The sequence below is a fragment of the Pseudomonas sp. RU47 genome (assembly GCF_004011755.1).
Classification (GTDB): Bacteria; Pseudomonadota; Gammaproteobacteria; order Pseudomonadales; family Pseudomonadaceae; genus Aquipseudomonas.
The window spans coordinates 4,000,240-4,025,159 of the sequence record NZ_CP022411.1 but is presented as its reverse complement, the minus strand read 5'-3'; the positions used below and the strand labels follow the sequence as shown (position 1 = coordinate 4,025,159).

The following is a 24,920-nucleotide window of genomic DNA, read 5'->3' as shown; positions in this document are numbered from 1 at the left end:
GTTGATGTTCAGTCCCGAGATTGGCGGGCGGGGAAGAACAGTTCGAAGCAGGTGATGCCATCGGCACTGCTGGCGCTGTAGCGGCCCTGATGCAACTGCATGATGGTTGCCACGATCGACAGGCCCAGGCCATTGGATTGCGCCGAGCGCTCGCGTGACTCATCGACGCGGTAAAAACGTTCGAACAACCGCGCCAAGTGTTCAGGGGCAATGGTTGCGCCCTGATTTCTGACCCGCAGATAACTGCCATCCGCCTCGGCAATCGCCTCCACCTGCACCGTCGAATCCGCCTCACCGTACTTGATCGCATTGGCGCACAGGTTGGCCAATGCCCGCCGTAATAACATCGGTTCCGCCCAGATCACACCGCTACCACTGGCCTCGATACTCACCCCGACATCAGCCGCCAGGCCTTCAAAGTAATCGGCAATGCGCTGCATCTCATCCGCGGCATCCAGCTCCTGGCGCTGACTCAAGGCACTGGCCGGATCGGTGCGGGCCAGAAACAGCATGTTGTCGAGCATCCGCGTCAGGCGCTCCAGCTCTTCGACGTTGGAGGCGAGCAACTGCTGATAGGCCTCGATGCTACGGTTCTGCTGCAGCGCGACCTGGGTTTCGCCGAGCAGATTGTTGATCGGCGTGCGCAACTCGTGGGCCATGTCGGTGGACACCTGACTCAACTGCGCAAAGCCCTTGGCGAGCCGATCGAGCATGGCGTTGAACGCTTCAATCATCGGCTGCAACTCTCGCGGCGCACCGCTGCTGGCGAGGCGTTCACCAAGGTTGCCGACGCCGATACCGTGGGCGTGTTTCGCCAGTCGCCGCAACGGCAACAATCCGCGATACACCAGCAAACAACCGACCACCGCCAGCAACAACGCCGCCAGCGAGGCCAGGCCATAAACACTCAGGCGGTAATTGGCGAGCATCGCCGTGCGCTCGCTCATCAGGCGCCCGGTGGTGACTTGCAAACTGCCCAGTTCACCGGAATCGATACTGGCTGCCACCGCCGAAAACGGTACGCCGTCGACGCTCGGCAGATGCTGTACATCGTTCAGCGTCATCGCATGATCAATGGGTACTGCTGGCAACGTCGGCGTGTTCAGATTGCCCGGGTTAACCACCAGCAGCGGCGGTTGCCCCGGTGCGCCGATGGTCAGCAGAGCTTCGCGGTTGCCGAGCATGTTCTGGAACAGCGCCGGTTTGTTCTTGATCAGCTCCAGGGTGTTGCTGTCGTTGAGGAAGCTGCGCAACTGATCGACGCGGCTGACCAGCGCGGTGTCATCACGGCGGATCAACTGTTGCTCCAGTTCGTTGTACAGCGCGGCACCAAGCCCGGCCAGGGAGGCGAAGGCGAGCAGGGCGAACACCAGCGCCAGACGCAGGGTCAGCGAATGCGGGCGATGGGCACTCATGGCTGCGTATCGAAGCGATAGCCGATGCCGCGCACGCTGTGGATCAGCTTGAGCTGGAACGGGTCATCGATCTTCGCCCGCAAGCGGCGCACGGCGACATCGACCACATTGGTGTCGCTGTCGAAATTCATGTCCCAGACCCGCGAAGCAATCAGCGAGCGCGCCAGCACTTGCCCGGTATGGCTGGCGAACAATTGCAGCAGCGCGAACTCCTTGTTGGTCAGGGTGATACGCACCCCGGCGCGGCTCACGCGGCGTTTGAGCACGTCGATCTGCAGATCAGCAACTTGCAGCTGTTCGTCTTCATGGATCGGCCCGCGCCGGGTCAGGGTACGCAGGCGCGCCACCAGTTCGGCGAAGGAAAACGGCTTGATCAGGTAATCGTCGGCGCCCAGTTCCAGGCCTTTGACGCGGTCAGCGATATCGTCGCGGGCGGTGAGAAACAGCACCGGTGTGTCGGCTTCCTTGCGCAGCCGGCGCAGGACTTCCCAGCCATCCATTTTCGGCATCATCACATCGAGCACGATCACGTCGAAGTTGTGTTCCAGCGCCAGGTGCAAGCCGTCGGCACCGTCGCGGGCGAGGCTGACGCTGTAACCCAGTTCCTGCAAACCGTTGAGCAGGTAATTGCCGGCCTTGGGTTCGTCTTCGACAACCAGAATATTCATCGATCAGTCTCAATGGTCATTGATGCAGCCGCTGCCTTGTACCTGATAGTCCAGCACATGTTCGCGGCCCTGATGGTCGAGGTAATTCAATTGCGCCGGGACCACGCCGCACGCTTGTGAAATATCGGTGCTGGACAGGACTTTGTCGACATCCAGATTGACGTAGAAGCCGGATTTGTCATGAATCACGGCGCTGTCTGGCATGTTCGCGGCGAACACGCTGCCAGTGGCGAGGAGGGCGGTGAAGGCGAGCAGGAGGGTTTTCATGGTCAGTCACTCAGTGGTCGAAGTTGATCGGCATTGGCGCCGGGACAACTTCAGGCTACCGAGCGATCCGCACGGCAAACCGACAGCTGAATGACAAAGTTGTAATGAAACATGGGGCTGACAAGGATCAAATGTAGGAGTGAGCCTGCTCGCGATAGCGGTGTGTCAGGCACCATCTGTGTTGGTTGACACACCGCTATCGCGAGCAGGCTCACTCCTACAGGGGATTTGGGGTGGTCGGTCAGCTCGCGTGGGTATTGAGGATGCTCGCCACCTGCTGCGGCTGGCAGTTCAGATAAGGCGAGGACTTCAACCAGCGCTGATCCGGGTACCACGAAAACATGAACTGGCCATTCTTCAGGCGGTCGATCACCTGCTTGGCGATCTGCGGTCGTACCGCCGGGCAACCCTGGCTGCGGCCGATACGTCCTTGTTTCTTGCTCCACAACGGATTCACATAACTGGCGGCGTGAATGACGATGGCGCGATCGCGGGCCATGTCATTGAAACCCGGCTCCAGACCGTCCATGCGCAGCGAATAACCGTGGGTGCCGCTGTAACTTTCCTGGGTGCGGAACAGGCCGAGGCTGGACTGGTAACTGCCTTCGACATTGGAAAACTGCGTGGCGAAGTTTTCCCCGGAGTTGGAGCCGTGGGCGACCAGATCGCGCAGCACCAATTTCTTTTTGCTCAGGTCGAAGATCCACAGGCGGCGTTCGGTGGACGGTTGCGAATAGTCGATGATCGCCAGATGGCGGGACGGCTTCGCACCGTTGTTGACCGCGCATTGCATGGCGTTCAAAGCACCTTTCAGCGCTTGGGGATTGAGTTCTGGCGCGGCGTGCGCGAGGCTGGTGAAGAGAACCGGCGATGGTTTGCCGGCGGCAAAAACTGGACTGGTCACGACGATAGCGGTGGCAGTCAGCAGAAGTCGGCGCAAAAACGTCAACATTTTATAAAGTGTCCTCACTTGCTACATATTTGGCACTTTGGCTCCTGACTCCCAGTCAATACCCGCAAGCCCGTTGATCGAGCCTGACTCTCAAGCGCACCTGATGTAAGGTTGGCCATCATCTGGACGGCCATGGATTGGAGTAAAGCAGTTGTTCAAAAAGTACGCATGCTACTTGAGCATTTGTTTGCTCGCTGCGCCGTTTGTCGCTTGTGCCGATGAGCCGTTGCCGCCGCTGGGGACATTGCCAACGCCACCGGCCGAGATGCCGGTCGAGCCGCAAAGTCCCTTGCAGGCTGTAATGATCAGTCTGCCGCAGTCGTGCCCGGCGATTGCCGCGCATCTCAACGGCCCGGCGCTGACGCAATTGCAGGCGTTCTACCAGCAGCAGGACTGGATGCCGGTGTGGGCCAGTGAATCGGCACGATTGCCGGTGTTGCGCGCGCAATTGCAGCTGTTGGCCGATGATGGTCTCAATCCAAAACGCTATCCGGTCGCAACCACGGCGCCTCAGGATGGCGAGTTGTGTGCCGACATCGACATCAGCCGCAACTACCTCCAGGCCCTGCAGGATCTGCACTACGGAAGCCTGCTGCAATCACACTTCGAACCGCTGTGGCATGCCGACGCCAGCCCGCGTGACCGTCAGGCGGAATTGTTGGCGATCGCCGTACCGGGCATGCACGACATTCCCGCCGCGTTTGATCTGGCCCGTCCGCGCCTGGCGCAATACCAGAACCTGCGTCAGCTCTACGCCGCGCAACGGCTCACAGCCTTGCCGCAATGGCAGTCGGTCGGCAGCGGGCCGCTGCTGCGCCCGGACATGGAAGACAAACGCGTGCCGGAACTGGCTCAGCGTCTGTACAGCGAAGGCTATCTGACTCAGATCATTGGTACGTCCGGCAATGCGTATGACGGCGTGCTGGTCGACGCCGTGAAGAGTTTTCAGGCCAATCATTCGTTACAGGCCGACGGTGTGGTCGGGCCGGGCACGATTGCCGAACTCAACATCAGTCCGCTGACCCGCCGTGAACAATTGCGCGTGAACCTTGAGCGTTTCCGCTGGATGGCCCAGGACATAGAGCCCGATGGCTTGCTGGTCAATGTCGCCGCCGCTGAGTTGACGCTGTATCAGGGCGGCGTGCCGGTGTGGCAGACCCGCACCCAGGTCGGTCGCGCGGAGCGCCAGACGCCGCTACTGAAATCGCGGGTGACGCGCCTGACCCTGAACCCGACCTGGACCGTACCGCCGACCATCTGGAAGGAAGACAAGCTGCCGGAAATCCGCAAAGACCAGACCTTCCTCAGCCGCCAGAACCTGCAAGTGCTCGACGCCAACGGGCAGCCGCTGGCGGCAGCGGATATCGACTGGGACAACCCCGGCAACATCATGCTGCGTCAGGACGCCGGGCCGCGTAATCCGTTGGGGCAAATGGTCATCCGCTTCCCCAATCCGTTCTCGGTGTACCTGCACGACACGCCGAGCAAGGCGCTGTTTGAAAAAGGCCCGCGTGCCTTCAGTTCCGGCTGCGTGCGGGTCGAGCATCCGATGCAGTTACGCGATCTGCTGCTCACCCCGGCGGAAAAGGCCCGCACTGAAACCCTGCTGGCCACCGGCACCACCCACGAATTTCGCCTGTCGGCGCCGGTGCCGATCCTGATGACCTACTGGACAGCGCAGGTCGACGGCAGCGGAAACGTGCGTTACGCGCCGGACATCTACAGCCGTGACAGCGCCTTGCTCGTCGGGCTTGATCGGGCGCATTGAGTCTCAGCGGGTGCTTCTGTTCCAGAACACTCGCGCCAGCCACGCATCGACACTCAATTTGCCCGCCCCGGCGAACACCAGCGGCACTAGCGCCGCCAGGTAAATCGCCGGCAGCTTGAAGTTGCCGAAGCCTTTGTTGGTGATTGCATAACCCTGCGCCAGCTCGCTCAGTGATGACCAGTCGGCGGGCCAGTGCACGGCGGCGGTGGCGACGACTGTTACCACCATCAGCGAAATCGCTGAGATCCGTGTCCCGAAGCCCACAAGAATTGCCAGCGCGCAGATCAGTTCGGCCCACATCGACAGTTCCCAGTTCAACGTTGCCGGCAGGTGATCGAAGGGGAAGGGGAATTTGTCCTGAATGTCTTCGAACCAGTTCTGCCCGTTGAATTTCTCCAGCCCGGATTCGAAAAATTCCCAGGCGATGAACAGACGCAGGGTCAGAGGCGCGAGCCAGGTACCGGCGCGGTCGAGGTTCAGGTGCAGGCCTTTGACGGCGCTTGAAAGGGTGGTGGTCATGCTGCAGCTCCGGTGAGTTGAGTGAAATCGACCGGGGTATTTCAGCGTCGGGGTGTATCGGGGATGTGTCGGCGGGGTGGGGGATTGTGCTTTTGGTGTGTCTGCGGCTTCGGGGTATACAGTGCGATACAGTCAGAGGCCCCTCGACTGACCGAGGTGTCTTGCGTCATCCATCGACCTGAAAATCCGAGTCGATTATGGATTCACCCAAGCACGTTGAGGTCGGCGTACATCCTCAATATCCCCCGATCGGCTCCCTCTCCCTCCGGGAGAGGGCTGGGGTGAGGGCAACAGGGCTGGACGCAGACCCACAGCCCAGTCAGCATGGCCAAAAAAACGGACCAGCCCCCCATGCGACGACTTCCCTCACTGGCCGCCCTGCGCACCTTCGAATGCGCCGCCCGCCACGCGCATTTCGGCCGTGCAGCCGCCGAACTGTGCGTCACCGACAGCGCCGTCAGCCATCAGATCCGCCAGCTCGAAGAGCAACTTGGCGTGCCGCTGTTCATCCGCGAAGGTCGGCAAATCCGCCCGACCATCGCCGCCGGGCGCTTGATGCAGAGCCTGCAACAGGCCTTCGAACTGATCGGCGATGCCTGCGATGAATTGCGCGACCCATCCTCGCTGGCGGTGCTCAGACTGGCCGTCACTGCGGAGCTGGCGCAGAAGTGGCTGATGAGTCGCCTCAGCGATTTCTATGCGCGCTATCCGCACATCACCTTGCACCTCTACGAACAACCGATCGACGCCAGTGCACCGGGCGAAGACATCGACCTGGCGATCACCTACGGCACCGGCCCGGTCGACAGCAGTGCCTACTTCGTGCGGCCTCTGCCAGCCCTGCAGTTCTTCCCGGTGTGCAGCCCCGGTCTGTTCAACCAGGGCACCTTGAAAACACCCAAGGATCTGGTTCGTCACTGCCTGTTGCACGACGATCAGGACGGCAAGACCTGGACCGCGTGGCTGACCAACCACGCCGGTGATCTGCGCCCGCAGCGTCAGCTGTATTTCGCCCACGCCGGTCTGGCGCTGGAAGCGGCGGCACAAGGGCAGGGCGTGGCCATGGGCGACAACCTCACCGCGCAGGAAGATCTGCAAAGTGGCCGGCTGGTGCGCCCATTCGCTTCCAGCATGACCGCCCTCGGCCAATACGCGTTGGTCTGCGAGCGGCTGCGACTGGAGCGTCCGGCGGTCGCGCAGATGCTCGAATGGTTCAACGATCAACTGGCCGATTGATGAGTTGAATTCAACTGTTCCGCAATAATCATCGTTGGCGGGCGTACTGCGTGCGCCCTTAGCCTGTGGTCATTCCATTCCCATCGCGAAGACGAGGTTTGACCATGGCACGTTTGCTCGACTCCACCCCCAAACACGACGGCTTCCGTCTGCCCGGCGAATTTGAAGCCAAGTCCGGCTGCTGGCTCGGCTGGCCGGAGCGCACCGATGTCTGGCGCAACGGCGCCAAGCCTGCGCAGAAAGTCTGGGTGCAGATCGTCATCGCCATCTCCCATAGCGAACCAGTCACCGTGTGCGCCTCAGCCGCGCAGTTCGCCACGGCGCGTCGGCAGTTGCCGCCACAAGTGCGCGTGGTCGAGATGACCTGCAACGACACCTGGTTCCGCGACAGCGGCCCATGCTTTGTGGTCAACGACCAAAGCGGTGAAGTGCGCGGCGTCGACTTCGAATTCAACGCCTATGGCGGTCTTGACGGCGGCCTGTATTACCCGTGGGACAAGGACGACCAGATCGCCAGCAAGATCCTCGAAATCGAGCGCTTCGACCGCTACCGCGCGCCGCTGATTGCCGAGTTGGGCGGCATCCAGAGCGACGGTCAGGGCAGCATCCTCACCACCGAACAATGCCTGCTCAACCGCAATCGCAACCAGCATCTGGGCAAGGACGAAGTGACCCGACGCCTGACCGATTACCTCGGCGCCGAGCAAGTCATCTGGCTGCCACGCGGCTGCAAGTTCGACGAAACCGACGGCCATGTCGACGACCTCGCCTGTTTCGTGCGTCCCGGTGAAGTGGTGCTGCAATGGACCGACAACCGCGACGATCCGCAATGGGAAATCTACCAGGAGGCCTACGACATCCTGCGCAGCACCCGCGACAGCCGAGGGCGCGAGCTGATCGTGCACAAACTGCCGCAACCGGATGTGCTCGAGTGGACCGCCGAAGAAGCCGACGGCCTCGATCAGCAGGACAGCACCCACACCCGTCAGGCCGGCACGAAAATCTGCGCGTCGTACATCAACTATTACGCCGGCAACAGTTCGATCGTGGTGCCGCTGTTTGGTGATCGCAACGATCAAGTGGCGCTGGCGACGCTGGCCGAACTGTTCCCGCAGCACAACATCGTCGGCATCGAAAACTCCCGGGAAATCCTCCTCGGCGGCGGCAACGTCGCGTGCATCACCATGCCGCAATACGCCGGCAAAGGAGTGTAATCATGGGCCTGCACAAACTGACTCAAGCGTTATTGCTGGTGCTTGCACCCCTATGTGTGCAGGCTGCTGACTCCGCCAAACCGGTGGTTAATCTGTACATCTGGGGTGAGTACCTGGCGCCGGATACGCTGAAGAATTTTGAGGCAAAGACTGGTATTCATGTGGTCGCCGATCACTTTGATTCGCTGGAAACCGTCGAGACCAAACTGCTTACCGGGCGCAGCGGTTACGACCTGGTGTTGACCGCCGGCCAGCATCTGTCGCGGGCCATCGAAAGCGGCGCGATCCAGCCGCTGGACAAGGCCCGGGTGCCGCATTTTGCCGGGGTCGGCGAGGAGTTTCGCCAGCACATGGCGGTGTTCGATCCGGGCAATCGCTATGCGGGGATTTACGCTTGGGGCACCACTGGTGTGGGCTATCAGGAACAGGCGATCAAGCAGCGTTTGCCCGATGCGCCGACGGACAGTTGGGCGATGTTGTTCGATCCGGCGGTGGTGGCGAAATTCGCCGATTGCGGGGTGAGTCTGCTCAACGATCCCAACGAGGTATTCGCCGCTGTCATGAAGTACATGGGGCTGGACATCAACCGACAGAACCTCGATGACTTGAAACTTGCCGAGCAGCAACTGGCGAAGATCCGGCCGTATATTCGTTACTTCGATAACGACCTGAATATCAGCGATCTGGCCAACGGCAACACCTGTGTGGCGATGTCGTGGAACGGCAACGTCGCCATCGCCGCGGGGCAGGCGGAAGCGGCGAAGAAGCCGTTCAAGTTGAGTTACCGGATTCCGAAAGAGGGTACGTTGATCTGGTTCGATGCCATGGTCGTGCCCAAGGACGCACCGCATCCCCAGGCCGGGTTGGCGCTGATGGATTATCTGATGACGCCGGAAGTGATTGCGCCGATCACCGACACCATTCATTACGCCAATGCGATCACGGCGGCGGATGGTTTGGTGGACGCGTCGATTCGTAATGATCCGGGGACGTATCCGTCCGCGCAGGTCAGGGCTTCGCTGTACAGCAAGAATGACAATGGCAAGGCGTTCAATCGGGCGTTGATCCGGGCGTTCAGCCGGTTGAAATCCGGGCTTTGAAAAGCCGACCCTCACCCCAGCCCTCTCCCGGAGGGAGAGGGAGCCGACCGAGGTGTCTTGCGTTATACATCGACCTGAAAAACCGAGTCGATTATGGATCTAAGTCTTGGCGATCATGGATTCACAGACGCTATTTCAAGTCGGTGTAGATCTCCAATCTCCCCCAATCAGTCCCCTCTCCCTCCGGGAGAGGGTTAGGGTGAGGGCAGTCGATTATGGAATTGAGAAGTCTTGGCGTTCATGGATTCAAAGACGCTATTTCAAGTCGGTGTAGATCTCCAATCTCCCCCAATCAGTCCCCTCTCCCTCCGGGAGAGGGTTAGGGTGAGGGCAGCGGTTTAGGCACCCGCCACAAATACCACGCCGCCACCGTCCGATACGGCCTCCACGCCAACCCGATCTCAACCATCTGCCTGCGCGTTGGCTGCACCTCCAGCCCCTTCAACCGCCGATACCCCTCGCGAACACCAAAATCATCCGCCGGCAGAATATCCATGCGCTCCAGGCTGTAGATCAGCAACATCTCCACCGTCCAGCGACCCACCCCGCGCAAACTGACCAAACGTTCGATCAGCGCCTCGTTATCCATCGCCAGCGCGGTGGCGTAATCCGGCACCACACCCTCCAGCGTTGCCTGGGCAATGCCCTGAATCGTCGCAATCTTGCCAGCGGAAAACCCGCAACTGCGCATTCGCTCGAAATCCGTCGCAAGAATCTGCTCGGGCCGCGGAAACGACTGCCCGGGAAACAACCCCACCAACCGCCCGACAATCGCATCGCCAGCCTTGGCATGCAGTTGCTGATAAGCAATCGCCCGCACCAGCGATTCGTACGGATCACGCGCCGGATGCGGTTGATGCAGGCACGGGCCGACCGCTGCGATATGGCGCTGCCAATCTGCATCGAGCGCGGCCAGAAACGCGCTGGCCGCTGGATAGGCGTCGGCCATGTTATTTCAGCAAACCGTTGACTTCGCCGTAGCTGAACGCCTTGAGGTCATGGGTATCGAGTTTGCCGTTGGCCAGAAAGCTTTTCACCAGCCCACCCATCGCGCCATAGAGGAATTCGGCAATGCCGGAACCCGCGCTCAAGCGGCGCACGCCCAGCGCTTGCAGTTCTTCAGGCGAAGGCAGGCAAGCGAAACCAAGGACATTGACTGGCAGCGCAGTGCCCTTGCAGATGGCCTCGATTTCATAGGCCGACGTGACGCCCGCCGCGAACAAACCATCAGCGCCGGCCGCTTGATACAGCGCCGCCCGATGCAGGGTTTCGGCGACGCGATCCTCGGCCGGGACGAGGTTTTTCAGATACACGTCGGTGCGCGCATTGATGAACAGCTGCACATTGCGTTTGTTGGCAACCTGTCGCGCCACTTCGATCTTGCGCGCGAGCAGCTCAGGATCGCCAGAACCGTCCTCGATATTGATCCCGACGGCACCCGCCGCGATCACCGCATCGAGCACTTCGGCCACGCGCCCGAGGTCATCGGAATACCCGGCCTCGACATCCACGGTCAACGGAATGCTGATCACCCGGGCGATGGATTCCACCGTCGACACCAGACGTTCGAGGGGCAGGGTGTTGCCGTCCGGATACCCATGGGCCCAGGCCACCGCCGCGCTGCTGGTGGCCACCGCTTTACCGCCCAGATGCTCGACCAGTCGCGCCCCGGTGGCGTCGGCGACATTGGTCAGAATCAACAGGCCTTGCTGGTGCAACTGGTGAAACTGCGTAGCGAGCGCGTTCATCAAAAATCCTTCTTGTCAGTTGATGAGGTTGGTCAGAATGCCAGTTGTTGGGTGAGCTGCACGGCGGCGTTTTCCAGCCGCAGCAGAAACGCTTTGCGCGGCTGCCCACCACCATAGCCGGTCAGCGAGCCATCCGCGCCGATCACGCGATGGCAGGGCACCACAATCGATAACCGATTGTGCCCGTTGGCCAGACCGACCGCGCGGCTGGCGCCGGGTTTGCCCAAACCGGCGGCGATGGCGCCGTAAGTGCTGGTGTGGCCGTAAGGGATTTGCCGCAGCGCCGACCAGACCCGCTGGGCAAACTCGCTGCCGGGCAGGTGCAGTGGCACGCTGAATTCGCTGAGCTTGCCGGCGAAGTACGCCGCCAGTTGCTGCTCGATCTGCTGCAAATGCCCGTTGTGCCCCGGCGCGACCGCGTAGCCATAGCGGTTCTGCAGTTCCTCGACTTCGCGTGTCAGCGCCGGGCGATCGAGAAACTCCAGCAACACCAGCCCACGGCGTTCGGCCATGGCAATCATCGGCCCCAGCGGCGTGGTCAACCGAGTGAACAGCAGCGGCTCGCTGTGTTCGACGCGACCGGGGGTGATGTGGAAGGACTTCTGAAAGGCATCACGAAAACCGCTGAGCGATTCATAACCCGAATCAAACGCGGCGTGATCAATCGAGGTGCCTTGCTTGATCCCGCCCAGCGCCATGCCCAAGCGGCGCGTACGCAGCCACGCATGGAAGGTCATGCCGAAATGCTGCTTGAACCAGCGCCGCAGCTTCAGTGGCTCGATACCTTCGGCGAGCAACTGCGCATCGCTCCAGCGCAGCTCCGGATCGGCCTCTACGGCTTTGAGCAGGCGCTGCACCCAGTCCGGCGCGATGGCCGCGGCGTCCAGCGGCTTGCAACGCAGGCAGGCGCGATAGCCGGCAGACAGGCATTCGTCGGCATGGGCGAAGAATTCGACGTTCTCCGGTTTCGGCTTGCGCGCCGTGCAACTGGGGCGGCAGAAGATCCCGGTGGTTTTCACCGCCGTGAAGAACACGCCTTCATAGGCAGTGTCGCGTTCGAGCATGGCGCGAACCATCTCGGCGTGGGGCGGCAGGACAGCGGTTTGTATGTTCATGGACTGAGAGTAAAACCAGTTTGTCGATGGCTCCACCGAAAAATCGACAGTGAATTTTCAAATCCCCTGAACTACCGTGTAGGAGCTGCCGCAGGCTGCGATCTTGATCGTTACCACGCTCTGCGTGGGAATGCAGCCGGGACGCTCCGCGTCCCAAAATCCACAGATCGCCGCTATCGGCAGCTCCTACCGTTTGTTGAGGTGTGCCCGATGCATCCGTTTTCCATCCAACACATTGATCACATCGTCCTGCGCGTCGCCGATCTGCAACGCAGCATCGACTTCTACAACCAGGTCTTCGGCGCCGAAGTGGTCAAGCGCAACGAGCCGCTGGGCCTGATCCACCTGCGTGCCGGCACTTCGATGATCGACCTCGTCGACCTGCAAGGCGAACTCGGCCGCAAGGGCGGCGGGGCGGCCGGGGCCGAGCGGCGTAACGTTGATCATTTCTGCCTGCGCATCGAACCGTTCGATGAAGCAGCGCTGATTGCACACCTGCAAACCTTCGGCCTGACTGTGGCAAAAGCCGAATCACGCTTCGGCGCCGAGGGCAAAGGGCTGTCGCTGTATTGCTTCGACCCGGATGGCAATCAGGTCGAACTCAAAGGCCCGTCCGAGGCTTAAGCGCGTTTCGCCGTCAACAGCACCGATGCCGCCGCCGACAGCAGGCCTGCGCAGCAACGATTGAAGATCCGTTTGCCGCGCGGCTCGGCGAACCAGCGGCGCATGTGCAGGCCCATCCAGGCGTAGGCGCTGATGGCGATCCACTCCTGCAGCAGAAACAGCACGCCCAGCACCGCAAACTGCGCCGGCACCGGGCGCGCCGGGTCGACGAACTGCGGCAGAAACGCGGTAAACAACAGGATCGCCTTCGGATTGCCCGCCGCCACCAGAAACTCCTGCCGTGCCAACGCAAAGAAACCAACGGTCGCGCCCGTTACCTGCTGCTCGGCCTCAGGATTGGCCCGCCACAACTGCCAGGCCAGATACAGCAGATATCCCGCGCCAATGATCTTGATCGCATGGAACAGCCATTCCGAGGTCTGCAGCACCACCGACAGGCCCGCACCGGCCAGCGCAATCATCCCGGCGAACGCCAGAATCCGCCCGATGCCCGCCGTGCACGCGCGGCGAAAGCCATAACGCGTGGCGTTGCTGACCGACAGCAGATTGTTCGGCCCGGGGGCCATGTTCAGGGCGAAACAGGCCGGAAGAAACAGGGTGAGGGTGGCGAGATCCATGACGGCACTCCAGTAACGAGAACCATGTTTTTATCACAGCCCCCACGCGCTCAGACCCATACAGTCACGCAGCGCTGTCGCGGTACAGCGCCCCGCGCTGTTGGGCAACGCGGTCGAACTTTTTGCAGATGCCTTCACTCTGTATCAGTCATAGGGTGATGGTTTCGTCAGAAAAAACTATCCATCCGGTCAGATACGGCGATAGCCGTGTAAAATTTCGCCGACGTTGCACCCACCCCGTTTGGCCCCAGGCGGCCCCACCAAGAGCGATCTACATGCAAGCAAAGGCCCGTGAAGTTTATGTGCCACCGGTGCTGCAAGATCTGCGAGCCGGCACTGCCGAACTGCACATCGCACTGGAAAAACGCCTTCCTTTTTTCTCCGATTTTCTCGATACACAGGCTTTTGTGCGGCTGATGCAGGCTTATTACGGCTTCTATCTGCCGCTGGAAAACGCTTTGCTACGCAGCGATGCAATGCCTGCCGATTTTGATCTGACGCCTCGACTCAAAGCGCCAACCTTGCGCACTGATCTGCACGCGCTGGGCGTATCTGCCGAAGCGCTGCAAGGCCTGCCGCAGTGCGAGCAGTTGCCGGTCATCGATTCAAGCGCTGCTTGCCTGGGCGTGCTCTACGTGCTCGAGGGCGCGACGCTCGGCGGGCAGATTCTGCGCCGGGAAATCTCCACCCGGTTAGGCCTGGAAGCCGATAACGGCGCGGCCTTTCTCGATATCTACGGCGCCGCCACGGGCCGGCGCTGGCGGGACTTTATCGAATACCTCGGCAGTCGGCCAATGAGCGCCGCCGAGCGCGCCGCTGTCGTCACGGCAGCACAAACCACATTCAGCTGTTTCGAGCACTGGCTCGAAAGCCGGGAGGTACTGGCATGAACCCGCAAGACAAACAAGACTTTGAAGAACTGCTGGCCAACTGTGCCGACGAGCCGATCCGTTTCCCCGGTGCGATCCAGCCCCACGGTTTGCTGCTGACCTTGAGCGAGCCTGAGCTGGCGATCATTCAGGTCAGCGCCAATGTCGAAACGTTGCTGGCCCGAGAGCCGCAAAGCTTGATCGGCCAGCCGCTGGCAAGCCTGATCGGCGATGCCGAAGCGGAAAAAGTGCGCGAAGCCTTGCTGCAACCGTCGCTGTCCGACTTGCAGCCGCTGCGCTTCCGGCTCAATGGCACCGCGTTCGAGGGCCTGCTGCATCGCCATCAGGGCGTGCTGATTCTGGAGCTGGAAATCCACGTCGAGAATTTCCAGCCGCGCAACGTCGCCGGCAACCAGACCCATCTGGGGCGCATGCTTCAGCGTCTGCAAGCGGCCACCACCTTGCAGGCGCTGTACGACATCAGCGTCAAGGAAATCCAGGCCATGACCGGTTACGACCGGGTGTTGATCTACCGTTTCGAAGAGGAGGGCCACGGTCAGGTCATCGCCGAAGCCTCGGACCCGTCGATGGAAGTGTTCAACGGCCTGTTTTTCCCGGCGTCGGACATTCCCGAGCAGGCGCGCGAGCTGTATCGCACCAATTGGCTGCGGATCATCCCCAATGCCGATTACCAACCGGTGCCGCTGCTGCCAAAGCTGCGCCCGGACACGAACACGCCGCTGGACCTGAGTTTCGCCACCCTGCGCAGCGTATCGCCGATCCACTGCCAGTACATGAAGAACATGGGCGTGTTGTCGTCGATGAGCATTTCCCTGCTCAAGGGTGACAAGCTCTGGGGCCTGATCAGCTGCGGCAATCGTCAGCCACTGCATGTGCCGCACGAATTGCGCGCCGCGTGTCAGACCATCGGCCAGGTGCTGTCGCTGCAGATCAGCGCCATGGAAGCGCTGGAGATCAGCCGTCAGCGTGAAGAGAAAGTCGAGGCGTTGGCGCTGCTCAATCAAGCGATGATCGACTCGCCGCAAAATGTCTTCGACGGCCTCGCCAATCAGCCACAGACCCTGTTGGCGCTGACCAATGCCGGCGGTATTGCAATCATCGAAGACAAGCAGCTGCACCGCTACGGCAATTGCCCGGAGCCGGAAGAAATCCGCGCCTTGCACAAGTGGCTGCAGGACAGCGGCGAGGCGGTGTTTGCCAGTCATCACCTGGCCAGCGTCTACCCGCCGGCCGCGCAGTATCAGCAGGTGGCCAGCGGCGTGCTCGCCATGAGCTTGCCGAAACCGGTGGACAACGGTGTGTTCTGGTTCCGTCCGGAGGTCAAGGAAAACATCAATTGGAGCGGCGATCCGCGCAAGCCGCTGGACCTGGAAAACTCCGACGCCGGCCTGCGTTTGCGCCCGCGTACCTCGTTTGAAATCTGGAAAGTCGAGATGGCCGGGATTTCCACCAAGTGGAGCCACGGTGATCTGTTCGCCGCCAACGATCTACGGCGTTCGGCACTGGAAAATGATCTGGCGCGGCAAGTGCGTCGTGAGCAGGAAGCGGTACGCGCCCGCGATGAGCTGGTGGCCGTGGTATCCCACGATCTGCGCAACCCGATGACCGTGATTTCGATGCTCTGCGGCATGATGCAGAAGGCTTTCAGCTCGGACGGCCCGCACACTTCGCGGCGCATCTCGACGGCCATCGACACCATGCAACAGGCTGCCGGCCGCATGAATACGCTGCTGGAGGATTTGCTCGATACTTCGAAAATCGACGCCGGGCGCTACTCCATCACTCCGCAGAAACTTGACGTCGGGCAGATGTTCGAAGAAGCGCAGGCACTGCTTGCGCCGCTGGCGCTGGACAAGGACATCAGCATTTCCTTCGACGCCGATCCTGACCTGCGCATTCACGCTGACCCGGAGCGGCTGTTTCAGGTGCTGTCGAATCTGGTCGGCAACGCGATCAAATTCACCCCGCGCCTGGGCAGGGTGGGCGTGCATGCGACGTCGGTCGGCGATGACATTGTCTTCACCGTGCGCGACAGCGGCGAAGGCATTCCCAAGGAGCATCTGCCGCACGTGTTCGATCGTTACTGGACGGTGAAAGAGGGCAACCCGACCGGCACTGGTCTCGGTTTGTACATCACCCAAGGCATCGTCGAAGCCCACGGCGGGCGGATCTTCGCCGAGAGCGAGCCGGGGCAGGGCAGCGAGTTCCGCTTCACCGTGCCGCGTTTGGACTGAGCGTAGATTTTTATGTGGGAGCGAGCCTGCTCGCGAATGGGGTTTGATCGTTCCCACGCTCTGCGTGGGAATGCCTCAGCGGACGCTCTGCGTTCGGCTCTGGAAGGGACGCGGAGCGTCCCGGGCTACATTCCCACGCAGAGCGTGGGAACGATCAGGATCACAGGGGCATTTTCTTCAATACCCAGGATCGGGCGCTCGATACCGTGAGCACCTTGTTCCTCGATTTGAAGCAGGTGTGCGATGAGTCTGATTGTTTCCATGGCGGCGTTTGCGCTGGCAGCGTCGATCACGCCGGGGCCGGTGAACATTGTGGCGTTGAGTTCCGGGGCGCAGTTCGGTTTTCGCGCCAGTCAACGGCATGTTGCCGGGGCCACGTTGGGGTTTGTGTTGCTGCTGGTGCTGATGGGGTTGGGTCTGCACGAGGTGCTCAAGCTCTGGCCATTCATGACCCGCGTGGTGCAACTGGCCGGTGTGGCGTTTCTGCTGTTCATGGCGTGGAAACTGGCCGTGGATGACGGGCAATTGAATGCCCGTGAATCAGGGCGGGCGCCGTCCATGCTGTATGGCGCGGTGATGCAGTGGCTTAACCCGAAAGCCTGGCTGGCGTGTGTGGCCGGGATGGGCGCGTTTGTCGCTGATGGCGAGGCGCGGCTGGTGTGGCAGTTTGCGGCGGTGTATCTGGTGATCTGTTATCTGTCGGTCGGCTGCTGGGTGTATGCCGGGACGTTTTTGCGTGGGTATCTGAGCAACGCGGCGGGGATGCGCTGGTTCAACCGGAGCATGGCGGGGTTGTTGACCGTCAGCGCGATATACCTGCTGCTACCGTAAACCCTGTAGGAGTGAGCCTGCTCGCGATAGCGGCGTATCAGTCAATATAGATGTCGACTGATACGCCGCTATCGCGAGCAGGCTCACTCCTACAATGGATCGCGGGTAGCCGAGAGATTGTTCGTCACTTTCCGGAGCTAGTCGAACGGCTGCTGAAAGGCGCCGCCCTCAATGTGATACACCTTCGGCTCTTCGGAAAAATATTCCTCCAGACCCAGCATGAACAGCCGATGGTCCTCACTCGCTTCAAACCCCGGCGTGTGATCCTCAAGGGATCGCCAGCGCACAATCAGATTGAACACCTCAGGCGTTTCAATTCCCTGCGCAAGCAAGTGCCCGCCGTAACCCTTGGCGCGTTTGAGCAACGGCTCGACCTCGGCAAACGCCTGCCGGAAGGCTTCGGTTTTCCCTGTGTGAACGGGCAGTAAAGCGATCTCATAAATCATGGTGTTCTCCTCGGGACTGAGTTCAGCGATTGGCGAGTTCGGGCGACGGCGCGACGGCAATCGCGATTTTGCCTTGGACGCCGTTGTTAGGCGTTTCCAGCAAGGCATGGGCGAGGCCGATGTCGGCCAGTGGATAGACTGCGCCAACGTGTGGACGCAACTGACCGTTTGCGATCAAGGCGCTCAGTTCATCGAGCTTGCCGCGGTTTTGCCGGGTGAAAACGAAGTGATAACTGGCGTTCTTGCCCCACGCCTGAATCAGGTTTTGTGGCTGGGCAAGGTCGACGATCGACACCACGCGGCCAAGCTGTGCAAGCGCGTCAGGACTGCGTGACAAGGCGTTGCCGCCGATGGTGTCGAACACCACATCGACGCCGCGCCCCTCGGTTTCGCGCAGGATCGCGTCGACGTAATCCTCCTTTTCATAGTCGATCAGCACATCGGCGCCCATGCGCTGGGCGAACGCGAAATTTGCTTCGCGTACGGTGGTGAAGACCTTCGCACCGATGGCTTTGGCCAGCTGGATCGCAACATGGCCGACGCCGCCTGCACCGCCGTGGATCAGAATGCTTTCGCCGACCCTGAGCGCGGCCCGCACGACCAATGCTTCCCACGCGGTTCCGCCCACCAGGCTCAGGCTGGCCGCTTCGAGGTGACTCAACGCGGGCGGCTTCTTGGCGACAATGCTTTGCGCCGCAACGTGGTACTCGGCATAACTGCCCGGGCCGGCAAATATTTGCGGGGTGTACCAGACCTCGTCGCCCGGTACGAAGGCCGTCACCCCCGGCCCAACGGCTTCGACAACGCCAGAAACGTCGTGCCCGGTAATGGCGGGGAGGGGCACCAGATCGGCATAGTCGCCACGGCGAACCTGATAATCCAGCGGGTTGATGGAGGTGGCGTGCACCCGTACCAGGACTTCGCCCGCTTGTGGCACTGGCTTGGGCATGTCGCGCAGTTCGAACGATTGCGCGCCGCCAAATGAAGTAAGGATCATCGCTTTCATTGCATTGCCTCGTTTCGGTAAAAAGGGATATCGGGAATTCTCGATATCATGGGATAAAAAATTACAGCTCGCTGCCGATGATCTCGGCCAGCGCACTGATCGCTGCTTCGTTGCGTTTGTAATAGGTCCATTGGCCGATGCGCCTGACTTCCACCAGGCCGGCGCGTTGCAGCGTCGCCAGATAATCAGACACCGTCGACTGCGACAGCCCGACGCCTTCCTGAATACTGCTGACGCAAACGCCCACCGTGTGCACGTCACCTTCATCCTGCGGAGGAAAGTGTTTCTCGGGATCCTTCAAGCCTTTGAGGATTTCCAGGCGTGTGCGGTTCGAGAGGGCTTTGAAGATTTCGAGTAGTTCCATGCCGCGACGATATCGGAATTTACCGATATGTCAATATCTGAATGTGTTGGCCAGCGATTGATCGTTCCCATGCTCCGCGTGGGAATGCCTCATCGGACGCTCTGCGTTCGGCTCTGGAAGGGACGCGGAGCGTCCCGGGCTGCGTTCCCACGCAGAGCGTGGGAACGATCAATCGGGGCAAGCCGTCAGCCGCGATATTGGCCGGGCGTGGCCGCCAGGTGCTGCTTGAACGCCCGCTGAAAATGCGCCTGATCGGCAAACCCGGCTTCCAGCGCGACATCAGCGATCAACTGCCCGCTGCGCAAACGCTCGCGGGCAAACTGGATGCGCTGGTTGACCAAAAAGGCGTGGGGCGTCATGCCGTAATGCTGTTTGAAGGCGCGGATCAGGTAGGACGGTGAAAGCTGTGCAGCGGCGCAGATGTCGTCGAGGTTCAGCACTTCGGTGCAGTGCTCGCGGATGAAATCGGCAGCGCGTTCCAGTTTGAAATTTGGCTCGCGCTGAGAGTGGCCGGCGGGGTTCAAACGCAGTTGCAGACCGCTGAAAAACTCCACCGCAGCGCTTTGCTTGCGCAGCACATCCTGTTGCGGGTCGACCAACGTTTGATACAGCCCGTTCAGCTCGTTGAACAGCTCAGCGTCATCAAGGTGTGTGGTGGAAAAGCGCCGAAACTCAAGATCACTGGCGAAGCCCAACTGATGCTGCAAATCCGTCAGCCACGGCGTCTCGACGTACAGCATCACATACGACCAAGGCTGGTCATCAATCGGATTGCACGCATGCACATCACCGGGATTCATCAGCACCACGGTGCCCGCCGCGACATCGAACTGCGCCTGTTCATGCACATACGTGCTGCGCCCGGCGGTGATTGCGCCAATGGAAAAGTGCGCATGGGAATGCCGCGCATAGCAGACCTCGCGACCATCGGCGATGGCCCGCGCTTCAATGAATGGCAGCGCCGCGTCGCGCCAGAAGCGTGGGGCTTTTTCAGGGTTTTTGGCGGCAGCGTGTTTCATCGTTGTTATTCCCGGCAGGCCAGGGCGCCAGTGTATTAGCTCTGGCCGGCAAAGGCCCGTTCGAGTTCGGCAATATCGAGTTTTTTCATTGTGAACATGGCCTGCATCGCTCGCTGCGATTTGCTGGTGTCGGCATCGAGCATCATGTGCATGAACGCCACCGGGACGATCTGCCACGACACGCCGAACTTGTCCTTGAGCCAGCCGCATTGCTGGGCTTCGACGGGGCCTCCTTCGGACAGGTTGCCCCAGAAATGGTCGACCTCTTCCTGGTTCTGGCAATTGACCTGAAACGAGATCGCCTCGCTGAATTTGAACATCGGCCCACCGTTGAGGCCGGTGAAGGTCTGGCCATCGAGCTCGAAACTGACGGTCATCACTGCACCTTCCGGCTTGCCGTGAAATTCCTGGCCGACCTTGCTGTAGTGGGTCAGGCCGGTGATTTTCGAATGATCGAAGATCGAGCAGTAAAACTTCGCGGCCGCTTCGGCCTGATCGTCGAACCACAGGCAGGGCGTGAGTTTCTGAAAGCGTTGCATGGCAGTCATCCTCGGCAGGTTAGACACGCAGGATTTACAGCGTAGTCAGTCCCTGGTCGATTGCCGGTGCCGTAGATCGACAAGTTGCGGCGCGTCAGAAATCCCAGCGCGCCGTCAGTTGCAGGTTGCGCGGTTCGCCGTAGAAACCGGTGCCGAAATTGCCAAGGCCCGTGTAGTAGCTCTTGTCGAAGAGGTTCTTGATGTTGAGCGAAGTGCTCAGGTGCTCGTTGAAGCGATAGCGCGCCATCGCGTCGACCAGGTAATAGCTGTCCTGAGTGATGCGTACGTTCTGGCCCACTGCTGGCTGAAAGACGTTGCCGAAGAATTCACTCTGCCAACTGACACCGCCGCCCAGGGTGAGGTTTTGCCAGGCGCCGGGCAGGCGATAGCTGCTGAACAGCCGCACCAGTTGCTCCGGCGCCGTGGTTTGCAGGATCGAGGCGTAGACCGGATCACCCCTGGCATCGCGGGTGTGGTTGTAGGCGTAGCCGGCGGAGAGGTTCCAGCCTTCGGCGATTTCACCGGCCAGTTCGAACTCGAAGCCCTTTGTAGTCGCACCTTGCACGGCGCGGTACACCGCCTGATTGTCGAAGCCGCTGACCTGTTCGGCGACGTTGTCCTGCTCGATGCGGAACACGGCGAAACTGGCGTTGAGCCGGCCGTCGAAATATTTGGCCTTTATCCCCGCTTCGTAGCTGTCGCCCTGCACCGGGTCGAGTATCTGGCCCGTGGCGTCCTTGCTCAGTTGCGGTTGATAGATGCGCGTGTAACTGGTGTAGAGCGAGTACGTGTCATCGAGGTCGTAGACCACACCGGCATACGGTGTGACCACCCCGGTCTGGCGGTAGCCGTCGCGAACATTGGCCGTATTCGGGTCGCTGTAATCGAGATGGTCGCTGCCCCTGAAATCACTGACGCGTGCGCCGAGGATCAGCGCCAGATCGTCGCTGCCCCTGAAGCGCGTCGAGAGGTATGCGCCGGTCTGGCGTTGGCGGATGGCGTCCGTGCCGATCTGCGGGATATCCGGTTTGGCGAACTCGCCATGCCAGTCGAAAATACTGCCGTTGAGCGGCGGGTACACCGAGCCGTAAACCGGGTTGTCCTGGCGCGTGTTCATCGACATGAAACCGACCAGCAACTGATGCTCGCGACCGAACAGGCTGAACGGCCCGCCGAGGTTGATATCAAGATTGTCCTGCACCTCGTCGCCCTTGAATTGGCCCATGTAGAGGAACATGCCGTCGCCGCTCACCGGGTCCGGATTGCCGCCACTGGCGGAGCCGAGGAGGGTGTCGTGTTCGCGGTGTTTGCGGTCGTAGCTGATTTTCAACGCCCAGTCGTTTTGCAATAGCCGGGTGACGGCGGCAAACAAGGTCTGGTTGATAAAGTCGCGGCGGCTCCAGTCTGTGGCCGGGTTGAACGAGCGCGAGAAATTCGTCCGCGAACCGTCGCTGTAGAACATCGGGAAACCGGTCCAGGTGGCACCGCGTGAGCGGGTGTTCTGTTGATCGAAACCAACGGTCAACAGAGTGTCCGGGTTCAGATCGGCTTCGACGACGGCGTAGGCGATGTCCTTGCTGTTCTGGTAGTGATCGGCGTAAGCGCTGCGTTCCTGATGGACGCCGACGAAGCGTGCGCGCAGGTTGTCGTTCAGCGGGCCTGCAATGTCAAATTCGCTGCGATAGTTGTCCCACGAACCGACGCTGCCGCTGAGTGCGGCTTTGAACGCGGGCGTCGGGCGTTTGCGGATCAGGTTGACCGTGGCCGACGGGTCGCCCGAGCCGGTCATCAGGCCCGTGGCACCCTTGATGATTTCCACGCGATCGAAGGTCGCCATGTCGGTGCTGGTGGTGCCGTAATCGTAGACGCCGTCGTAGTCGGTGTTGACCCCGTCATACTGGAAATTGGTGATCGGCGTGCCACGGCTGGAAAATTCCCAGCGCTCACTGTCGTAGTTCTGCACGCTGATACCCGGTGCGCGGCGCAGGACGTCGGCGATGCCGTTGGCGCCCTGATCGTCGAGTTGCTGGCGGGTGATCACCGTGACCGATTGCGGGGTTTCGCGCAGGGACAGCGGCAGGCCAGTGGCGGAGGCGCTGAGGCCGGTGGTGTAGGCGTGAGTGTCCTCGGTGATGGCGCCGAGGGGCTTGCCGCTGATGGCGGTGGCGTCCAGTTGCAGGGGATCTGCAGGGGCTATGCTGCGCAGCACATAACCGCCGCCGCTCTGTCGCTGCGCTTGCAAGCCGCTGCCCTTGAGGAGGATTTGCAGGGCCTGTTGTGGGGTGTAATCACCGCTCAGGCCGGCGCTGCGTTTGTCCGCTGCCAGATCATTGTGCCCGGCGATGAAGATGCCGCTCTGTTCGGCGAAGCGATTGAGCACAGCGACCAAGGAGCCAGGCGCCACCGAGTAATGCTGCTTTTGCGCCTGCTCTTGTTCAGCCTGCGCCAGCGACGCACACAGCCCCGGCATGGCAGAGGCCATGGCCAGGGCAAAACGAGTGCGGGCGAGGGTGGAGCGCAACATGGGATTCCCGGGGGCGATCAACGAAATGAGGGCTGCTGAGGATTAACCGAATGGACAAGCGAAAAGGGAACCGTGAGCTGAAAAAATCCTCAGCCTTTCGGCCCGACACTGACCCACCAGTTGAAGGTTTTTTCGACGCGGATCGGCAGCGCCGCTTCCAGTAGACGCAAGGCCTGATCAGTGTCCTTGAGCGGGAACGAGCCCATCACCGGCAGCGCGGCCACGGCCGGATCGCAATGCAGATGCCCCGGGCGATAACGGCTGAGTTCTTCGATCAGTACGCCCAGCGGCAGGTTATCGGCCAGCAGCACGCCCCGGCGCCAGGCTTCGCGCGCTGGATCCGCTGCGGACGCGGTGTACAACCGGCCGGCGCTGAATACCAGTTGCTGACCGGCCTGCACCACTTGGCTTTCGCCTTGGTGGTTAGTGGCCTCAACGGCGCCCTCGTAGACATTCAGCAGCGTGTTGCGATCCGTCTGGCGCACGCTGAAACGCGTACCCAGCGCACGCATCCGGCCCTGCTCGGTCTCGACCCAAAAGGCGCGACCAAGGTCTTTTGCGGTGTCGATCAGCACTTCGCCGGCGCGCAGTTGCAGCAAACGCTGGCGGGCATCGAAACGCACATTCAAGGCGCTCAAGGCGTTGAGCCAGATTCGACTGCCATCGCTCAGCGTGGCTTCGCGGGTTTCCCCTGTGTCGGTGGAGAGGTCGGCGCTCAAGCGTTCTACCGAGTCCAGCAGCGGTGTGTTGCGCCCGACCGCCCAACCCGCGAGCCCGGTGGCCGCGAGAATCAGCAAGCCTTTGAGCGACTGGCGGCGGCTGATCGAGTTGCGCGCACTGTTGCGCAGGGCGTGGCTGACGGCTTCGCTTTCGTTCTGCAATGGCGCGAAACGTTGCCCAACTCGTTCTACGTAGCGCCACGCCGCCTGATGCTCGGGGCTTTGCGCCAGCCACGCCTGCCAACGCAGACGCTCAGGCTCGGCGACCTGCTCGTCGTGCAATTGCACGTACCAGTTCGCGGCCTGCTCTAGGCTGGCATGGCTGAGTTTGTTCACGGGGCTATTCAATCAGCAACCCGTCGAGTTCAGCTTCGAGAATCGCGCAATGCATCATCGCCTGCGCCAGGTACTTCTTGATCATCCGCTCGCTGACGCCGATCTGTGCGGCGATCAATTTGTAAGGCATGCCGTGCAGTTGGGCGAGGATGAATGCCGCGCTGACCCGTTGCGGCAGGCGCTGGAGCATGGCGTCCACTTCGTGCAGGGTTTCGACGATGATCGCCTGTTGCTCGGGGGAGGGCTGCAAGGCCGGCGGGCGGCTGGCGAGGGTGTCGAGCCAGGTCTGCTCGAGTTGCCGACGGCGCCAGTGATCGACGCACAACCCCCGGGCGATGGTCGCCAGATGGGAGCGCTCATGGACTTCGCCATTGAAGGTTTGCGGACGCTTGAGCACGCGCACGAAGGTGTCGTGGGCGAGGTCGGCGGCATCCATCGCATTGCTCAGGCGTCGACGCAATAGCTCGTGCAGCCAACGGTGGTGGCTGAGGTAGAGATTTTGCACGAGCGAGGCATCGGCGACGGTCATTTGCGCAAGCGTCCAAAGCGACCATTATCGGTCTAAATAAGAATGGGTCGCGATTAAAGCAAAAGGACGGGGAGTGCGCAAATGATATTGGTTTGCTTTTAGGTGGAGGGTTTCTGATTTTTTATTGGGTGTAGTCCTAATGACAAGGTGCGGAGTCAAACTGACTTCATAGCGTTTGTGTCAAATTGACTCGATGCCCTGCAAGTGACTGATTCTACTGGTTTGAAATTCTGGCACGGG

Annotated in this window: 25 protein-coding genes; 8 read left to right on the top strand and 17 right to left on the bottom strand. The window is 61.0% G+C overall.

Translation table 11 applies throughout. The features are described from left to right. Positions 1-8 precede the first annotated feature (8 nt). The 4 genes from CCX46_RS18165 to CCX46_RS18150 all read right to left on the bottom strand — a co-directional run bounded on the left by CCX46_RS18165 (position 9) and on the right by CCX46_RS18150 (position 3,302). Complete coding sequence (locus tag CCX46_RS18165) at positions 9-1,415, bottom strand: heavy metal sensor histidine kinase (protein ID WP_127928638.1); 1,407 nt, start codon at positions 1,413-1,415, stop codon at positions 9-11. Continuing rightward, complete coding sequence (locus CCX46_RS18160) at positions 1,412-2,083, bottom strand: heavy metal response regulator transcription factor (protein WP_127928635.1); 672 nt, start codon at positions 2,081-2,083, stop codon at positions 1,412-1,414. The genes CCX46_RS18165 and CCX46_RS18160 overlap by 4 nt, the downstream gene beginning before the upstream one ends. Before the next feature lie 9 nt (positions 2,084-2,092). After that, positions 2,093-2,350 carry a DUF2790 domain-containing protein gene (locus CCX46_RS18155; protein ID WP_122600320.1) on the bottom strand — a complete coding sequence of 86 codons (258 nt, stop codon included), beginning with the start codon at positions 2,348-2,350 and terminating at the stop codon, positions 2,093-2,095. Between the two features lie 241 nt (positions 2,351-2,591). Then, the gene (locus CCX46_RS18150) at positions 2,592-3,302 is read right to left on the bottom strand and encodes a murein L,D-transpeptidase catalytic domain family protein (RefSeq protein ID WP_007918401.1); all 711 of its coding nucleotides are present in this window, start codon (positions 3,300-3,302) and stop codon (positions 2,592-2,594) included. A gap of 151 nt (positions 3,303-3,453) precedes the next feature. Here CCX46_RS18150 and CCX46_RS18145 point away from each other — a divergent pair, with 151 nt between their 5' ends. Next, entirely contained in the window at positions 3,454-5,070 is a 1,617-nt protein-coding gene (locus CCX46_RS18145) for a L,D-transpeptidase family protein (RefSeq protein WP_127928632.1), read from the top strand. A gap of 3 nt (positions 5,071-5,073) precedes the next feature. Here CCX46_RS18145 and CCX46_RS18140 read toward each other — a convergent pair whose 3' ends face one another. Continuing rightward, positions 5,074-5,589, bottom strand: coding sequence for an HvfX family Cu-binding RiPP maturation protein (locus CCX46_RS18140; RefSeq protein WP_127928630.1), 516 nt, complete (start codon positions 5,587-5,589; stop codon positions 5,074-5,076). A 351-nt stretch (positions 5,590-5,940) separates the two neighbouring features. On the opposite strand from CCX46_RS18140, the gene CCX46_RS18135 reads away from it, so the two are divergent. From CCX46_RS18135 to CCX46_RS18125, 3 genes are all read left to right on the top strand, one after another. Continuing rightward, positions 5,941-6,825 (top strand): LysR substrate-binding domain-containing protein, encoded by an 885-nt coding sequence (locus CCX46_RS18135; protein ID WP_127928628.1) that lies wholly within the window; start codon positions 5,941-5,943, stop codon positions 6,823-6,825. A 104-nt stretch (positions 6,826-6,929) separates the two neighbouring features. Further along, complete coding sequence (aguA, locus tag CCX46_RS18130; RefSeq protein WP_127928626.1) at positions 6,930-8,039, top strand: agmatine deiminase; 1,110 nt, start codon at positions 6,930-6,932, stop codon at positions 8,037-8,039. A 2-nt stretch (positions 8,040-8,041) separates the two neighbouring features. After that, complete coding sequence (locus CCX46_RS18125) at positions 8,042-9,139, top strand: extracellular solute-binding protein (protein WP_127928624.1); 1,098 nt, start codon at positions 8,042-8,044, stop codon at positions 9,137-9,139. A gap of 319 nt (positions 9,140-9,458) precedes the next feature. Here CCX46_RS18125 and CCX46_RS18120 read toward each other — a convergent pair whose 3' ends face one another. Genes CCX46_RS18120 through CCX46_RS18110 form a run of 3 tightly spaced genes read right to left on the bottom strand, consistent with a single transcriptional unit; the run spans position 9,459 to position 12,002 of the window. Further along, the gene (locus CCX46_RS18120; RefSeq protein ID WP_127928622.1) at positions 9,459-10,088 is read right to left on the bottom strand and encodes a DNA-3-methyladenine glycosylase family protein; all 630 of its coding nucleotides are present in this window, start codon (positions 10,086-10,088) and stop codon (positions 9,459-9,461) included. 1 nt (position 10,089) lies between these two features. Continuing rightward, positions 10,090-10,887, bottom strand: coding sequence for an isocitrate lyase/PEP mutase family protein (locus CCX46_RS18115; RefSeq protein WP_127928620.1), 798 nt, complete (start codon positions 10,885-10,887; stop codon positions 10,090-10,092). Positions 10,888-10,919: 32 nt separating this feature from the next. Beyond that, positions 10,920-12,002, bottom strand: coding sequence for a bifunctional transcriptional activator/DNA repair enzyme AdaA (locus tag CCX46_RS18110; RefSeq protein WP_127928618.1), 1,083 nt, complete (start codon positions 12,000-12,002; stop codon positions 10,920-10,922). A gap of 210 nt (positions 12,003-12,212) precedes the next feature. On the opposite strand from CCX46_RS18110, the gene CCX46_RS18105 reads away from it, so the two are divergent. Further along, a complete protein-coding gene (locus tag CCX46_RS18105; RefSeq protein ID WP_038366096.1) occupies positions 12,213-12,626 on the top strand; it encodes a VOC family protein in 414 nt (137 codons plus the stop codon). Here the strand turns inward: CCX46_RS18105 and CCX46_RS18100 are convergent. Beyond that, on the bottom strand, positions 12,623-13,243 hold the full coding sequence (locus tag CCX46_RS18100; protein ID WP_127928616.1) for a LysE family translocator: 621 nt from the start codon (positions 13,241-13,243) through the stop codon (positions 12,623-12,625). The genes CCX46_RS18105 and CCX46_RS18100 overlap by 4 nt on opposite strands. Before the next feature lie 275 nt (positions 13,244-13,518). On the opposite strand from CCX46_RS18100, the gene CCX46_RS18095 reads away from it, so the two are divergent. The 3 genes from CCX46_RS18095 (at position 13,519) to CCX46_RS18085 (ending at position 17,198) form a co-directional block, all read left to right on the top strand. After that, the gene (locus CCX46_RS18095; protein WP_127928614.1) at positions 13,519-14,133 is read left to right on the top strand and encodes a biliverdin-producing heme oxygenase; all 615 of its coding nucleotides are present in this window, start codon (positions 13,519-13,521) and stop codon (positions 14,131-14,133) included. Next, on the top strand, positions 14,130-16,367 hold the full coding sequence (locus tag CCX46_RS18090; RefSeq protein WP_127928612.1) for an ATP-binding protein: 2,238 nt from the start codon (positions 14,130-14,132) through the stop codon (positions 16,365-16,367). Before CCX46_RS18095 ends, CCX46_RS18090 begins: the two co-directional genes overlap by 4 nt. A 243-nt stretch (positions 16,368-16,610) precedes the next feature. Further along, on the top strand, positions 16,611-17,198 hold the full coding sequence (locus CCX46_RS18085; RefSeq protein WP_127928610.1) for a LysE family translocator: 588 nt from the start codon (positions 16,611-16,613) through the stop codon (positions 17,196-17,198). Between the two features lie 137 nt (positions 17,199-17,335). On the opposite strand, the gene CCX46_RS18080 is transcribed toward CCX46_RS18085, so the two are convergent. The 8 genes from CCX46_RS18080 to CCX46_RS18045 form a co-directional block, all read right to left on the bottom strand. Then, positions 17,336-17,644: an antibiotic biosynthesis monooxygenase family protein gene (locus tag CCX46_RS18080; protein WP_127928608.1), complete on the bottom strand. Its 309-nt coding sequence runs from the start codon at positions 17,642-17,644 to the stop codon at positions 17,336-17,338. A gap of 22 nt (positions 17,645-17,666) precedes the next feature. After that, positions 17,667-18,650: a zinc-dependent alcohol dehydrogenase family protein gene (locus CCX46_RS18075; RefSeq protein ID WP_127928605.1), complete on the bottom strand. Its 984-nt coding sequence runs from the start codon at positions 18,648-18,650 to the stop codon at positions 17,667-17,669. 61 nt (positions 18,651-18,711) lie between these two features. Continuing rightward, complete coding sequence (locus CCX46_RS18070) at positions 18,712-19,014, bottom strand: ArsR/SmtB family transcription factor (protein WP_077572353.1); 303 nt, start codon at positions 19,012-19,014, stop codon at positions 18,712-18,714. Positions 19,015-19,199: 185 nt separating this feature from the next. After that, a complete protein-coding gene (locus CCX46_RS18065; protein WP_127928603.1) occupies positions 19,200-20,033 on the bottom strand; it encodes an AraC family transcriptional regulator in 834 nt (277 codons plus the stop codon). A 35-nt stretch (positions 20,034-20,068) separates the two neighbouring features. After that, positions 20,069-20,572, bottom strand: a complete 504-nt coding sequence (locus CCX46_RS18060) for a VOC family protein (protein WP_038366082.1) — start codon at positions 20,570-20,572, stop codon at positions 20,069-20,071. A gap of 94 nt (positions 20,573-20,666) precedes the next feature. Then, a complete protein-coding gene (locus tag CCX46_RS18055) occupies positions 20,667-23,096 on the bottom strand; it encodes a TonB-dependent siderophore receptor (RefSeq protein ID WP_127928601.1) in 2,430 nt (809 codons plus the stop codon). An 89-nt stretch (positions 23,097-23,185) separates the two neighbouring features. Beyond that, complete coding sequence (locus CCX46_RS18050) at positions 23,186-24,151, bottom strand: FecR domain-containing protein (RefSeq protein ID WP_127928599.1); 966 nt, start codon at positions 24,149-24,151, stop codon at positions 23,186-23,188. A 4-nt stretch (positions 24,152-24,155) separates the two neighbouring features. Further along, positions 24,156-24,680 (bottom strand): sigma-70 family RNA polymerase sigma factor, encoded by a 525-nt coding sequence (locus CCX46_RS18045; RefSeq protein ID WP_127928597.1) that lies wholly within the window; start codon positions 24,678-24,680, stop codon positions 24,156-24,158. Between the last annotated feature and the right edge of the window lie 240 nt (positions 24,681-24,920).

Bases quoted from the DNA above. Each gene is read 5' to 3' on its own strand.
- CCX46_RS18165 (WP_127928638.1), bottom strand. From the start codon at position 1,415: ATGAGTGCCCATCGCCCGCATTCGCTGACCCTGCGTCTGGCGCTGGTG.
- CCX46_RS18155 (WP_122600320.1), bottom strand. From the start codon at position 2,350: ATGAAAACCCTCCTGCTCGCCTTCACCGCCCTCCTCGCCACTGGCAGC.
- CCX46_RS18135 (WP_127928628.1), top strand. From the start codon at position 5,941: ATGCGACGACTTCCCTCACTGGCCGCCCTGCGCACCTTCGAATGCGCC.
- CCX46_RS18125 (WP_127928624.1), top strand. From the start codon at position 8,042: ATGGGCCTGCACAAACTGACTCAAGCGTTATTGCTGGTGCTTGCACCC.
- CCX46_RS18075 (WP_127928605.1), bottom strand. From the start codon at position 18,650: ATGAAAGCGATGATCCTTACTTCATTTGGCGGCGCGCAATCGTTCGAA.
- CCX46_RS18085 (WP_127928610.1), top strand. From the start codon at position 16,611: ATGAGTCTGATTGTTTCCATGGCGGCGTTTGCGCTGGCAGCGTCGATC.
- CCX46_RS18090 (WP_127928612.1), top strand. From the start codon at position 14,130: ATGAACCCGCAAGACAAACAAGACTTTGAAGAACTGCTGGCCAACTGT.
- aguA (WP_127928626.1), top strand. From the start codon at position 6,930: ATGGCACGTTTGCTCGACTCCACCCCCAAACACGACGGCTTCCGTCTG.
- CCX46_RS18080 (WP_127928608.1), bottom strand. From the start codon at position 17,644: ATGATTTATGAGATCGCTTTACTGCCCGTTCACACAGGGAAAACCGAA.
- CCX46_RS18070 (WP_077572353.1), bottom strand. From the start codon at position 19,014: ATGGAACTACTCGAAATCTTCAAAGCCCTCTCGAACCGCACACGCCTG.
- CCX46_RS18120 (WP_127928622.1), bottom strand. From the start codon at position 10,088: ATGGCCGACGCCTATCCAGCGGCCAGCGCGTTTCTGGCCGCGCTCGAT.
- CCX46_RS18150 (WP_007918401.1), bottom strand. From the start codon at position 3,302: ATGTTGACGTTTTTGCGCCGACTTCTGCTGACTGCCACCGCTATCGTC.
- CCX46_RS18160 (WP_127928635.1), bottom strand. From the start codon at position 2,083: ATGAATATTCTGGTTGTCGAAGACGAACCCAAGGCCGGCAATTACCTG.
- CCX46_RS18055 (WP_127928601.1), bottom strand. From the start codon at position 23,096: ATGTTGCGCTCCACCCTCGCCCGCACTCGTTTTGCCCTGGCCATGGCC.
- CCX46_RS18110 (WP_127928618.1), bottom strand. From the start codon at position 12,002: ATGAACATACAAACCGCTGTCCTGCCGCCCCACGCCGAGATGGTTCGC.
- CCX46_RS18065 (WP_127928603.1), bottom strand. From the start codon at position 20,033: ATGAAACACGCTGCCGCCAAAAACCCTGAAAAAGCCCCACGCTTCTGG.
- CCX46_RS18115 (WP_127928620.1), bottom strand. From the start codon at position 10,887: ATGAACGCGCTCGCTACGCAGTTTCACCAGTTGCACCAGCAAGGCCTG.
- CCX46_RS18045 (WP_127928597.1), bottom strand. From the start codon at position 24,680: ATGACCGTCGCCGATGCCTCGCTCGTGCAAAATCTCTACCTCAGCCAC.
- CCX46_RS18060 (WP_038366082.1), bottom strand. From the start codon at position 20,572: ATGCAACGCTTTCAGAAACTCACGCCCTGCCTGTGGTTCGACGATCAG.
- CCX46_RS18105 (WP_038366096.1), top strand. From the start codon at position 12,213: ATGCATCCGTTTTCCATCCAACACATTGATCACATCGTCCTGCGCGTC.
- CCX46_RS18095 (WP_127928614.1), top strand. From the start codon at position 13,519: ATGCAAGCAAAGGCCCGTGAAGTTTATGTGCCACCGGTGCTGCAAGAT.
- CCX46_RS18100 (WP_127928616.1), bottom strand. From the start codon at position 13,243: ATGGATCTCGCCACCCTCACCCTGTTTCTTCCGGCCTGTTTCGCCCTG.
- CCX46_RS18140 (WP_127928630.1), bottom strand. From the start codon at position 5,589: ATGACCACCACCCTTTCAAGCGCCGTCAAAGGCCTGCACCTGAACCTC.